15 protein-coding genes are annotated in these 13,189 nt (G+C 35.6%); 14 read left to right on the top strand and 1 reads right to left on the bottom strand.

What is annotated here, in order from left to right:
• The first annotated feature begins 13 nt into the window (after positions 1-13).
• The 6 genes from ACESM9_RS11065 to ACESM9_RS11040 all read left to right on the top strand — a co-directional run bounded on the left by ACESM9_RS11065 (position 14) and on the right by ACESM9_RS11040 (position 3,174).
• Positions 14-289 (top strand): iron chaperone, encoded by a 276-nt coding sequence (locus tag ACESM9_RS11065; protein WP_372998323.1) that lies wholly within the window; start codon positions 14-16, stop codon positions 287-289.
• Positions 290-334: 45 nt separating this feature from the next.
• Positions 335-829, top strand: a complete 495-nt coding sequence (locus ACESM9_RS11060) for a GNAT family N-acetyltransferase (RefSeq protein ID WP_372998329.1) — start codon at positions 335-337, stop codon at positions 827-829.
• Positions 830-881: 52 nt separating this feature from the next.
• Positions 882-1,997 carry an SLC13 family permease gene (locus ACESM9_RS11055; RefSeq protein WP_372998320.1) on the top strand — a complete coding sequence of 372 codons (1,116 nt, stop codon included), beginning with the start codon at positions 882-884 and terminating at the stop codon, positions 1,995-1,997.
• A gap of 124 nt (positions 1,998-2,121) precedes the next feature.
• Positions 2,122-2,463, top strand: a complete 342-nt coding sequence (locus ACESM9_RS11050) for a hypothetical protein (protein ID WP_372998317.1) — start codon at positions 2,122-2,124, stop codon at positions 2,461-2,463.
• 190 nt (positions 2,464-2,653) lie between these two features.
• Positions 2,654-3,013: a hypothetical protein gene (locus ACESM9_RS11045; RefSeq protein WP_372998314.1), complete on the top strand. Its 360-nt coding sequence runs from the start codon at positions 2,654-2,656 to the stop codon at positions 3,011-3,013.
• A gap of 2 nt (positions 3,014-3,015) precedes the next feature.
• Positions 3,016-3,174: a hypothetical protein gene (locus ACESM9_RS11040; protein ID WP_372998310.1), complete on the top strand. Its 159-nt coding sequence runs from the start codon at positions 3,016-3,018 to the stop codon at positions 3,172-3,174.
• 147 nt (positions 3,175-3,321) lie between these two features.
• Here ACESM9_RS11040 and ACESM9_RS11035 read toward each other — a convergent pair whose 3' ends face one another.
• Positions 3,322-3,906, bottom strand: coding sequence for a TetR/AcrR family transcriptional regulator (locus tag ACESM9_RS11035; RefSeq protein WP_372998307.1), 585 nt, complete (start codon positions 3,904-3,906; stop codon positions 3,322-3,324).
• A gap of 207 nt (positions 3,907-4,113) precedes the next feature.
• Here ACESM9_RS11035 and ppsA point away from each other — a divergent pair, with 207 nt between their 5' ends.
• The 8 genes from ppsA to eis form a co-directional block, all read left to right on the top strand.
• Entirely contained in the window at positions 4,114-6,735 is a 2,622-nt protein-coding gene (gene ppsA, locus ACESM9_RS11030) for a phosphoenolpyruvate synthase (RefSeq protein ID WP_372998305.1), read from the top strand.
• 107 nt (positions 6,736-6,842) lie between these two features.
• On the top strand, positions 6,843-7,688 hold the full coding sequence (locus ACESM9_RS11025; RefSeq protein WP_372998302.1) for a nitroreductase family protein: 846 nt from the start codon (positions 6,843-6,845) through the stop codon (positions 7,686-7,688).
• Positions 7,689-7,972: 284 nt separating this feature from the next.
• Positions 7,973-8,350, top strand: a complete 378-nt coding sequence (locus ACESM9_RS11020) for a metal-dependent transcriptional regulator (RefSeq protein WP_372998299.1) — start codon at positions 7,973-7,975, stop codon at positions 8,348-8,350.
• A 27-nt stretch (positions 8,351-8,377) separates the two neighbouring features.
• Positions 8,378-8,662 carry a ferrous iron transport protein A gene (locus tag ACESM9_RS11015; RefSeq protein WP_372998296.1) on the top strand — a complete coding sequence of 95 codons (285 nt, stop codon included), beginning with the start codon at positions 8,378-8,380 and terminating at the stop codon, positions 8,660-8,662.
• A gap of 138 nt (positions 8,663-8,800) precedes the next feature.
• A complete protein-coding gene (gene feoB, locus ACESM9_RS11010) occupies positions 8,801-10,804 on the top strand; it encodes a ferrous iron transport protein B (RefSeq protein ID WP_372998326.1) in 2,004 nt (667 codons plus the stop codon).
• A gap of 9 nt (positions 10,805-10,813) precedes the next feature.
• Positions 10,814-10,978, top strand: coding sequence for a FeoB-associated Cys-rich membrane protein (locus tag ACESM9_RS11005; RefSeq protein ID WP_372998293.1), 165 nt, complete (start codon positions 10,814-10,816; stop codon positions 10,976-10,978).
• 487 nt (positions 10,979-11,465) lie between these two features.
• Positions 11,466-12,605: an aminotransferase class I/II-fold pyridoxal phosphate-dependent enzyme gene (locus ACESM9_RS11000; protein ID WP_372998290.1), complete on the top strand. Its 1,140-nt coding sequence runs from the start codon at positions 11,466-11,468 to the stop codon at positions 12,603-12,605.
• Positions 12,606-12,617: 12 nt separating this feature from the next.
• Positions 12,618-13,189, top strand: a 572-nt coding sequence (gene eis, locus ACESM9_RS10995) for an enhanced intracellular survival protein Eis (protein WP_372998287.1), incomplete at its 3' end; no start/stop codon positions are given.

Genomic DNA, 13,189 nt, shown 5'->3' with positions numbered 1-13,189 from the left:
CGCATTTGCTTGATTGAGCATACGAGGAGAAATCAAGTGGAATCAACCAATGTTCACCGATCATGGAACTTTCATTATTGCCTTTAGCATTGCTAAGGGACACATATCTGTGGCACCTGAATCAGTAGCCATTAAGCATTTTGAAAAGGAAATTGAGGAAGCTGGATATTCCCACACAAAGAAGTTGTTTAGAATCAAATGGACCGATAAAGTGGATTATGATCTGTTGCGAGAAATCGTTGCATATAACATTGAGAGCAAAAAAGATATGGTAAAATTCTGGAGATAAGGGATGTGTTTAGCTGAGAGATGTGAGTGTGGTGATGAGGTAACTATGATAATCCGAAAATATAGACCAAGTGACTGTGCTTCAATGGCGAAGCTGTTTTATGATACTGTACATACAATTAATGCTAAGGATTACACAGAGGAGCAGTTGAACGCATGGGCAACAGGAAGTGTTGATCTGGAAGCTTGGAATAGATCTTTTTTAGAACATTATACATTAGTCGCAGAAATAAACGGAGAAATCGTAGGATTCGCAGACATGGATAATACAGGCTATCTGGACAAGCTTTATGTTCATAAAGATTTTCAGCGCAGGGGTATTGCTTCAGCTATGGTGAAAGAATTAGAACGATGTGCACGAAAAACAGGTATGTTTAACTTTACAACGTATGCTTCAATTACTGCCAGGCCCTTTTTTGAAAAACAAGGTTATACAGTCGAAGCAGAAAATAAAGTTATCCGAAACGGCATTACATTGGTGAATTATAAAATGGTTAAGAAATGTAAATTCCATGCTTTTAAAAACGTACTTACATTTTAATAAGCTCTATGATAGACTAGGTGAGGATGATTTATAAAGGAGTAACGACTTGATGAAATCAATACTGAAATATGTAAAAAAAGAGATAGTGCTATGTATATCTTTATTACTGGCTCTTATATCCATGGTATTTGTGCCATTGGACAATAATTATATCAGCTATATAGATTTCCACACGTTAACCATCCTGCTAAGTTTGATGCTCGTTATGGCCGGGCTAAGAAGCCTAGGCATATTTTCGATGATAGGGAGCTGGATGTTGGGAAAGACGAGTAATGTGCGAAGCTTATCAATAGTCCTGGTGTTGCTATGTTTTGGATTCAGTATGTTTATTACCAACGATGTTGCACTCATCACATTTGTGCCATTTGCCATTGATGTGCTTGTGATGGCTGGCCTGGAGAATTATCTGATTCGGGTTATTGTGTTACAGACCATTGCTGGCAATTTGGGCAGCATGCTCACACCAATAGGCAATCCGCAGAATTTATATCTGTACTCCGTAAGTGGAATGAGTCTGGGCAATTTTATTTCATTGATGCTGCCTTATACTCTGCTTTCGTTTATCGGACTATTAGTTGCTTGTGTAATACTAATCGAAAGGAAAGCTGTTGCCGTGAAGGTGCAATCCCATCGTACTCTTACAGCAAAGGAAAAAGGGAAAGCTATTGTTTACCTCTTGCTCTTCTTGTTTGCCTTGACAAGTGTAACTCACATAATTTCAGTTTATATAGTAGGAGCAGTGATTCTGGTAGTGGTTTTTCTTATAGATCGAGGAATGCTGCGCAAGCCTGATTATGCTTTATTGCTCACCTTCATTTTTTTATTTGTATTTATAGGCAATATGAAGCGTATTCCGGAAATCAATCTTTGGCTGAATAGCGTTATATATGGACACGAACTGCTTACATCAGTGTTTGCTAGTCAGGTTATCAGCAATGTTCCTGCTGCTATCCTCCTTTCTGGCTTTACGGATAATATACCAACACTGATTGTAGGCACTAACTTAGGTGGCCTTGGAACAATCATTGCTTCTATGGCAAGTCTGATTTCTTTCAAATATTATGGTACGACAGCAGGTAAGCGAAATATGGCTTATCTCAGTGTATTTACTTTGCTCAATATAATTTTCTTGGCAATGTTGCTGATTTTATATTATCTTATCTAAATGAAATCATATGCATCAACTCGAGCCATAATAAGAATTTACATCATTGACATTGATATTGCGTAAAGGTGTATAGTTGATACAAGTCTTTTACAAATTACAGAAGAGAAAGTGGATTGGGTGTATGATGTCTTGGGATAATCTGATTAAGGATTTGAAACATCCATATTATCTTATGAGAATAACTGCTGCACAACTGCTATGCAACTTATCAAAAAGTTACAGCGTAGATAGAATCCTTCATGATTATCGTTATTTATTTGAATTAGCGATGGATATAAACAAAGAAGTAGCAAGAGCTTGCATTCAATCAATGTGGAAGATAGCTGTTAAAGGCAGGCAGCATGAAGAATTGCTAACAGAAGCAAGTATGTTAATTAGAATTGAGAAAAATAAAAAGTATAGAAAGAAATATAAAGAAATATTAGCTAATAGGTGCCAGTCACCGAAGTTAACCAGTTATTAATAACATGTTACTAGAACACCCCAATTCATGTTTAATGCGTTGTGCTGATAGAATAGGTATGTTTTTATCCCCTCTGACGATGAGTTAGAGGGGATTTTTTAGTATATTCAAGCTTGTCACTCATTGTAATTTAAGGAATATATTATTACTGGAACAAGCTTGTTATATTTTTATGAAAGGAAGTGTGTGAATGGCAATAATCAATGTAACACCCCTTACGGATATTACAGCTCTAATAGCTTCTGATAATGTGAATGCAGGAGATGTACTTCTTTTAGAGGAAGGCATATATTTTCAAACTGTAAATATTCTGAAGGAGCATATTCGAATTGCAGCTAAGGGGCCAGGAGTCATCTTCGATGGTAAAAGCACCTTTTTTACAGCCTTTACACTATCAAACGTAGTTGGAGTTGGAATAGAAGGAATTAACATAAGAAATTATCGATTTGAAAATATAATAATTCGATCTGGATCTGACAATAGAATCATAAATAACACAATAATCAGTGATCCGCTGTCTGATGGCATAGAAATAGAGGCAGTGGCATAAGTTTGATTGGCAGCAATAATCTAGCGTTGGATAATATACTTATAGATAATGGGCAAGGAATAGTAATGTTTGATGGAAGCGATTCTGTGGCTATTGGAAATATGATTAAAAGTTCCAAAACATTTAAGACCAAGCCAAGAATTTGTTCTGGATATTTATAAGAAAGAATTAGAAGCACTTATACAAGAATTAATAAAAATAGAAGCTGCAGATTTTATAGATAAATAAATTTTTAGTATTTAATGTTAATATAATTACCAAGCCTTAACTGAGGTCTATGGCTTATTTTTTTTGTGTGTCTTCCAATTTTACTCTTCTTTTCCGAATAAACCATAAAAGAATAATCTTAATATTCCCCTTTTGTATTCAGGGCTCGTTCTAAGATAATCTGACCGCTCAACAATTGAAACTGAGGAAAGAAGATATGCAAGAATAGCATCAGTTGGAATGCTTTTGTCGATAGCTCCTTCCTGTTTACCCAACTCAATAAATTTTTTGTAAACTGAAATTGCTTTTGAGTTTGTAGCTTCCTTATATACCTGTTGTAAGGTTTTATCCTGCCATGCATATTCGCTGAAAGCTGAGCGACTCAACTCAGCTGTGGCTTTATTTTTACTATCTATAATAAGCTTAAGTTTTTCAGAAAATGGAATATCTCTTTCTAATATTTCATCATATTCTTTGATTGCTTTATCTAAATAAGAAGCGAGCACTTCCTTTGCTAGATTGTTTTTATCACCAAAATAGTTATATATAGAAACCTGCGAAACTTTAGCCTTTGCAGCTATTTCGCTGATACTAACATTGCTTATGCCTCGTGCAGAGAATAGTTCCCAAGCGGCGTTTAAGATTGAATCCTTCTTGAGTTTTGTTCTTTTTTCATATCCATTCATGTTTATCACCCAGTTTCAATTATAACATAGTTTTGAAATATAATAAATAATATTTCAAAAAACGTTGACAATAATACTTTATCCATATATTATGAAATATAAGGGTAAATATTTCAAAACTTTTTCGGTAAATGTTTATTAGACAAAGGTGGAAATAGGCGTACTGAGAGATTGAACTAATATATGAAAGAAATGGGGAGATATGTAATGAATCAATATGTTTTAACTTTTGATAAAATTCATAAGTCAGATCTCATGGCGGTTGGGGGCAAGGGTGTAAACCTTGGAGAAATTTCAAGAATTGATGGAATACGAGTACCGGATGGCTTTTGTGTAACAACGGAGGCTTATAGAAAAACTATTGAAAACAATGCTGAATTGGAAGTGTTAATTGAAAAGCTGATAAAATTAAAATCCGAGGACAGAGAGCAGATTTCAGAAATAAGCAAGAATATACGTTCCATTATTGAAAAGCTTGAAATAGATAGAAATATTTATAATGAAATAACAGGGATATTATCAATATACGGTATTGATGATGCCTATGCTATACGTTCAAGTGCCACTGCAGAAGATTTACCACATGCATCTTTTGCTGGACAGCAGGACACTTATTTAAATATAAGAGGCAAGAATGAGATTATAAGACATATAATGAAATGCTGGGCATCGCTCTTTACCGATCGCGCAGTAACATATCGAATACAAAATGGTTTTGACCACAGGAAAGTATTATTATCTGTTGTTGTGCAAAAGATGGTAATGTCTGAAGCTTCAGGAATTATGTTTACAGCAGATCCAATGACCTCTGACAGAAAGACACTTAGCATTGATGCAGGATTTGGACTTGGTGAAGCATTAGTTTCTGGATTGGTAAACCCAGATATCTACAAGGTTGTAGATGGAAAAATTACTAAGAAAAGTATTGGGACAAAGGAGATGGAAATCAGGACTGACATAAATGGCGGCATTCAAGAGGCAAAGGTTGAAAAAGAAAGACAGCAAATACAAGTGCTGACTGATGAACAGATACAAATGCTTGCAGGCATAGGAAAGAAAATTGAAGTTTATTTTGGCTATCCCCAAGATATAGAATGGTGTTTTGCTAATAACCAGTTTTATATTGTTCAGAGCCGTCCTATTACCACCTTATTTCCTTTGCCGAGGACAACAGAATCCAATAAACCACGTATCTATATGTCAATCGGGCATACGCAAATGATGACTGACGCTATTAAGCCACTAGGCATGTCGTTTTTTGAAATGATTTCTGATGTCTCTCTGGATAAGATTGGCGGTCGGCTATATGCCGATATTACCCACGACCTTTCCTCGCCTATAGGACGCCGCCGTTTGGTGATGGCTAGCGGAAAGCAGGACCCATTAATCCAGAGTTCAATAAAGAACCTAATCAAGAACAGGAAATTTGTGGAATCTCTTCCCAAGGGGAAAAGAAATGTGCAAGGAGGGATTTTTACCTTAAGTTCTCTTCTTGAGGCAATCAAAGTTTATAGAAAAAACGACCCTGCAATTATTAAGGAATTAACTAATCAATTTGAAAATGAAATTAGGGAAATAGAGCAACAACTTGCTAAACTTTCCGGTGATCAGGTCTTTGAGTTCATTGAAAGAGATCGTGATCAACTACTAGCTATGGCATATAATCCTAAGATGCTAGGGGCGATCATTGCAGCAATAATGGTAAACGATAACTTAAACAAGCAAATTGAGAAGTTGCTGGGTGAGAAGAATGTGGGGGATATCCTTACCAAGTCCTTAGAACATAATGTTACGACCAAAATGGGGTTTGCTTTATGTGATCTGGCAGATATGATCCGTCAGTACCCAAAAGTCGTAGAATATATTTCACAGAGTCCTGATGATGAAAATTTTTTTGCAGAATTGGTAGAGCTTCCGGGAGGAAAAGAAACAAGTGAGGCGTTTAAAACATTTTTAAATAAACATGGGATGCGTTGCCCCGGTGAGATTGATATTACTAGAGCACGCTTTGAGGAAAAGCCAACACAGCTGCTTCCGATCATTCTTAATAATATTCGTGTTTTGAAGGCGGGTGAGCATAAAGTTAGGTTCCAGGCGGGAAGGCAGGAAGCAAAGGATAAGGCAGAGAGTATTATTCGCCGTTTAACGGATTTGCCAGGGGGCAGTAAGAAGGGGAAAAAGATTAGCAAGAATATTAGCTTGCTTCGGAACTTTATCGGCTGCCGTGAAGATCCCAAATATTATATTATTCGTCGATATTGGGTTTATAAAAAAGCACTGTTGAAAGAAGCACGTAAGTTAGTCGAAAATGGTATTATAAAAGATGTTGAAGATATATTCTATTTGTATTTGCCTGAACTTCGAGAAGTGGTAAGGACCAGTAAATTGGACTACTCACTGATTGAAAAAAGAAAAGAGGATTATCGACATTATGAAAAGCTTACTCCGCCTCGAGTATTTACTTCTGAGGGCTTTGTTCCACCCACTAGCTTCGGGGTAGGGCAAATTCCTGAAGGAGCAATTTCCGGGATCCCCGTTTCATCTGGTATAGTGGAAGGCCGCGCCAGGGTAGTCTTATCGGTGGATGAAGCTAAGGTGGAAGAAGGAGATATTCTGGTGACTAAGTTTACTGACCCTAGCTGGACACCGCTGTTTGTCACGATTAAAGGATTAGTTACGGAAGTAGGAGGTTTCACGACCCATGGGGCTGTGATTACAAGAGAATACGGACTTCCAGGAGTAGTAGGTGTTGAAAATGCAACAAAATTAATAAAAAATGGACAACGAATTCGTGTAAACGGAACAGAAGGATATATAGAAGTATTGTAACGGGGAAGATACAGTCGGTTTGTTTTCATTTTTAGCTTTAATGCCTACACTTATAATGAACGGTAGTTATTAAATTTAGGGAAAATAATATATGGGAGGTTTTACAGATGACAATTTCATTTCAAATCAAAAGTACTATTGATTCACGGCGCTCGGTACGCAGTTATAAAATGACTGGTGTTGAAAAGGATGTGATGGATGAGATAAAAGACTATGCAAAGTCAATATATGTTCCATTTGATCACAATGTCGAGATAAAATTTTTCAAATCCAATCAAACAAAAGCACTTTATACAATAATGAAATCTCCTCCTGATAACGTGGCATTTATGGCAGAAACTGATATTATCTCAATCAGCAAGGTCGGTTTTATAGGAGAGCTGCTTATTCTTTTTGCGGTAAGTAAAGGTCTTTCAACCTGTTGGTACGGTCATTATAAACTATCTGAGTTGGAGAGACTGATGCCTCATTTACAAACACCTGAACAGATTAAGGAATCAAACATGGGCTATGGATACGCAAAAGGAGTAACCACCGGTCGAAGAGCAATTTGTATCTCGCCGCTTGGTTATCACGAAAGCGGTGGATTGAGGTTGATAGATAGATTTCAAAATAAGCAGATAAGTTTTAAACGAAAAGAAATTAAAGAGTTGCTTGTAAATCCTGATGACTATGAAAAGCTTTCTGATGATGTTATATATGCTCTGGATCTGGGTAGAAAAGCGCCATCAGCTGGAAACGCGCAAATGTGGAGATTTGCTTTTGATGAAACTTATAGAACAATTAATGTTGCTATGCCAGAGGGATATCGCCATTTGAAATGGGAACATCCAAACGTCGATATAGGTATTTGCGCCTGTCATATTTGGCTTGGCTTAATTGACAAAGGATATAACCCTAAAATAACAGTTCATGAAGAATCTAATAGAGCAGTTTGGAGGATTTCAATATAATTTTCAATTTTTAACGAATAAGAGCTGCCTGATGACTATAAACCAGTAATAATCAACTGTTAGAGAGTTTATTCTATAGTTTAACAACTGATGGTATGAGTAAATTTAAAGGATTTACTCGGAAATTATAATAATAATTAGAAAAAAACTATTGTATTAATAAAAGCTGGGTGTTATAATGTAAACGAAAATGATAATCATTCTCAATAATAATTTAAATTAATACCTTTTTACAGATTTAACTTTGGCATCATAATGTAAATTGATAAAAACGGAGTGATATAATGAGCAACAGCGAATCAATGGAAATGTATTTAGAAACGATTCATTTATTAGAGAATAGTCATGGTCATGCTCATGGTTCAGAGATTGCAAGGTATCTAGGGGTATCAAAAGCAAGTGTATCAAAGGCAATGAATATTTTAAAAGACAAGGGGTTGGTGAATAAAGAAACCTATGGAACTATTACATTAACAAAAGAGGGTAAAGAGCTCTCAAGGCAAATATATAATAATCATAAATTAATAGAGCAATTTCTCAAACATTCTCTGAAGTTAACGGATAAAGAAGCAGATGAAAATGCATGCAGAATGGAACATGTGATCAGTGATGCTATGCTGGAGGCTATTAAAACATACTTACATGAAAAAAAAGAGTATTAATAGAGAACATAAGTTTTGGAGGTATATATGGAAAATATTATTAGAAGTAGATCTATGGCTATAGTTTTAAATAAAACAGAAGGATCGGATGCACCAGTGAGAAACTTAGCACAGGGAAAGACTAATACAGAATATATAATAAAGGATATAAATACAAATGATGAAGAACTTAAGAACTTTTTGTTTACATTAGGCTGTTACGAAGGAGAATCAGTGACTATTATATCTGTACTTGCTGAGAATTATATCATCTCTGTAAAAGATGCAAGGTATAGCATTGATAAAGAACTGGCTGAAGCTATTATCATATAGCTTTTTATTTGCCATAAAAGTTAACCAAGGTTAACTTTACATATATTTAATCGAGTAATAGGATTTAATACTTATAAAAGTTGCCGGAGATTACACTTCGAAAAACAGGAGGTAATATTCATGAATGTGGATAAAGATATGAAAGTTGCGTTAACAGGAAACCCAAATAGTGGGAAAACAACATTATTCAATGCATTAACTGGGAGATTAGAGCGTGTTGGTAACTGGGCTGGTGTAACCATTGAGAAAAAGGAAGGGGAGATCAAAAAAAGTCTTAATAAATCAGGTGTGCAAATTACAGTTGTAGACCTTCCAGGAGCGTATTCAATGTCTCCATTCACATCTGAGGAAAGCATTACTAGTGATTATGTAAAAAATGAAAATCCAGATGTTATTATAAATATTGTTGATGCTACTAACCTTAGCAGAAGCTTATTCTTTACGACTCAACTTCTTGAATTAGGTATACCTGTTGTTGTTGCCTTAAATAAGAGCGACTTGACTAAGAAGAAAAAGACAACAATAAATGTGGATGAATTATCTAAACTGCTAGTATGTCCCGTAATTGAAACAGTATCAACAAAAAAAGGGAGCGATAATGGTTTAGAAGAGCTTGTCTTAAAAGCAGTAGAAGTGAAGGGTAAGACTCAAATTGCTCCCTTTGATAGTGAAGGGATAGATATGACAGACAAAGTCTCGGTTGAAGCTTTTGATAAGAAACGATATGAATTTGTCAAAGAAGTTGTCTCAAAAGTGGAGCAAAGACAAATAAGCAGTATTAAACAAACAAAGCAGGATTCAGTAGATAGAATATTAGCTCATAAGTGGTTAGGTATTCCTATTTTTGCAGTCATTATGTGGGCGGTTTTCTCAATTTCACAAACTCATGTAGGTCCATTTTTTGCAGATATGCTTGTCGGTTGGATTGATTTGTTTTATGTTTGGGTAGAAGGACTAATAGGAGAAGGAACATCACCTGTATTAGCTTCGATTTTGCTAGATGGTATCATTGGCGGAGTTGGGGCTGTTGTTGGTTTCTTACCACTTATCATGGTATTGTTTTTCCTATTGGCATTGCTGGAAGACTGTGGTTATATGGCTCGTGTTGCTGTAGTCATGGATCGTTTTTTAAAAAAAGTTGGATTATCAGGAAAGTCAATTATTCCAATGGTTATAGGCACTGGTTGTGCTATTCCAGGGGTTATGGCTACAAGAACAATTAAAAATGAAAGACAAAGAAGAACGACTGCAATGTTAACACCTTTTATGCCATGTGGGGCAAAGCTTCCGGTTATTGCTTTATTTGCTGGTGCATTCTTTGATGGTGCAGCATGGGTAGGGACTTCTATGTATTTTGTAGGTATTGCCATTATAATTTTAGGAGCTTTATTGGTAGTGAGAATAACCGGTGAAAAGCACGCAAGATCATTCTTCATAATGGAATTACCTGAATATAGATTTCCAAGTATTAAGAGAGCTACTATTTCCATGTTTTCAAGAGCAAAAGCGTTTATTGTCAAAGCTGGTACAATTATTCTACTTTGTAATACAGCAGTGCATATCATGCAAACATTCAACTGGAAGTTTCAAGTTGTTGCTGAAGGAGCAGAGCATACAAGTATTTTAGCAAGTATAGCATCACCATTCGCGATTCTGTTAATACCATTAGGCTTTGGTGCATGGCAATTAGCAGCTGCAGCAATTACAGGTTTTATCGCAAAGGAGAATGTAGTTGGCACATTGGCAGTTGTATATGGAATAACAAACTTTATTGATACTGAAGAACTAGTTCTTGTATCAAGCGGATCAGATGTTGCAAGCATTATTGGGCTAACCTCTGTAGCAGCATTAGCATACTTAATGTTTAATTTGTTTACACCTCCTTGCTTTGCTGCAATTGGTGCCATGAACTCTGAAATGGAGAATAAAAAATGGTTATGGGGTGGTATTGCATTTCAATTTAGCATGGGATATGTAGTATCATTTATTACTTACCAAGTAGGAACCTTGATAACAACAGGTGCTGTAGGTATAGGATTTGTACCCGGGTTAGTTGTTGTGTCAGCGATGATTGGTTGTGTTATATATCTTGTGAGAAAAGGTAATGAAAAAGCAAAAAGAAAATTAGCATTAAGTGTTTAGGAGGAAATTATGGAAAATATTATTATAGCCCTGGTTTTAATATCAATAGTGAGCGCTTCTGTTGCAAAGGTTATTATAGAAAAGAAAAAAGGCGTTAAGTGTATTGGATGTCCATCTGGTGGAGCATGCAAATCCAATTGTAATTGCAGTACATCCGAGCGGCATATTGAATAAACTATAAATAAAAAAAGATGATTTTGTGTCAATCAAAAATCATCTTTTTTTATTTATAGGAAAGTATAAATTTCCTTAGCGTTAACTTTCCGTAATGAATTTTAAGAAAGGCTTCCTTGATTGTTAAAATGCTTTCAATGGAAGCCTTTTTTATTTATAGAAAATGTAAGTGTGAGACTTCTGTAATCTTTTATCATCTGAACTCAAGTCCTGAGTACGAAGGAAAAGAAGAAAAAGCAGAGGCGGGTATTATAAAAATGTTTAAATGTATACTGATGAATTTATAAAATTATATAAATAACCTTTGTTGAATTACTTAAATAATGGATATATATTATAATTAAAGAAAGCTATGATGGATGAGTTTATCTGATTCCCTCAAAGCATAAAAGATGGACTACCTATAAACGGTCAATTTTGCAGATAGCTGCAACCTTAATCTGTAGGTCAAAGATTAAGAAATATAATTGAACTGAGGGGGTAAAAAATGAAAATTGATGATTTTGTATTAGAAAACTGGTTAAACCCTGCCTGTGATAGTGAAAAGAATAAAATATATCTAGGAGGAAGCTGTGTTCTTCCAATGACAGTAAAAGAATTATTCGAATTAACTGGAGAAAGCCTGGAGGATTTCATGGAAGAACTAAAGCACATGAATCTGGGCTACGGCAATTTTGAAGGAACACCGAGAACCCGCAAGGCAGTGGCAAATCTCTACAAGGGAGTTGCTCCGGAAGAAGTTATTTTAGTGCATGGTGGCACAGGTGCAAATAACACAGTAGTATTTACATTAATAGAAGAAACCGACAATGTAATATCAATCATGCCAAACTACCAACAATTCTATTCAATTCCTAAATCAATAGGTGCTGAAGTTCGCCAAATTCACCTTAAGCCTGAAGCAGGATACAAACTGAATATTGATGAAGTAAGAAAGGCTGTAGATGATAACACTAAAGCTATACTTTTCACAAATCCAAATAACCCTACAGGCTCTCTTCTGGAATTAGAAGAGATGAAAGAAATAGTGGAAATGGCAAAATCTGTAGATGCATGGGTTATCTGTGACGAAATGTATAGAGGCCTTAAGGAAGAGTATATGCCTTCATTTGCAGATATCTACGATAAAGCAATAGTTACTTGCAGTTCATCTAAGATTTATTCTATGGCAGGAACAAGAGTAGGCTGGATTATATGCCACGATCCCGAAACAAGAAAAGAACTATTCAATCGCAGGTCGTATGATTCTATTTGTGGCGGTGTCTTTGATGAATGGATTTTTGCAATCGCCCTTGAACATGTGGATAAAATCTATGCAAGAAGCAGAAAAATCATAAGTGAAAATAAGGCGAAAGTTGATAAATGGTTAGATGGACATAAATATCTCCATCAATATGCTGATTCATATGGTACTACATATCTGATACACTACGATTTAGATGTAGATGCAGAAAAATTCTGCAATGACTTGCTCGATCAAAAAGGAGTTTTGGTATGTCATGGTGATTGCTTCTTTATACCACACACATTCCGCTTGTCGCTTTCACATGCTACTGAACTTGAAGAAGGCATGAAACTCATTGATGAATATATAGAAGAATTAGTTGCTCAGGGAAAAGCTATTTAAAGGGGGATTAATATGGCAGACAGAGTAATCAGAAGGTTAACCAGTGATGATATGCCTGCGTATATAGATATTTATCTTGATGCTTACCCTGCAGGTAAAAACTTATCAGAGGAATGCTATAACAAATATTTCAATCGCAACCTGCAATCTTTGCGGGAATACGAACATGTTAACTTCTACGCACTTTTTCAAGATGGAGTATTAATAGCCATAATGAAATTAATAGATTTCGATATAAACCTCTTCGGCGAAATGAAAAAGGCAACAGGACTGATGTCTTTGGCAGTGCATCCTTTGCATAAGAAAAAAGGAGCGGCTAAAGAAATGGTAAAGTTCTTTGAAAAATATACTATGGAATCAGGTGCTGTAGTCTCCATGTTATTGCCATTCAGGGTGGATTACTACCGCAAAATGGGATATGGATATGGCACTAAGCTTGACGAATATAGAATACCAACAGTGCAGCTGCCTATTTGTAAAGACATATCAAAGCTTAGACTTATAAAAAAAGATGAGATTGAAAAAGTTCTTTCATGCCATTCAGCTTTTGTGAAAAAGTACCATGGAGCTGTTGAAAAATTCGA

This window comes from Lutispora sp. (genome assembly GCF_041687175.1).
Lineage (GTDB): Bacteria > Bacillota > Clostridia > Lutisporales > Lutisporaceae > Lutispora.
This window is presented reverse-complemented; position numbering and strand designations above follow the sequence as displayed.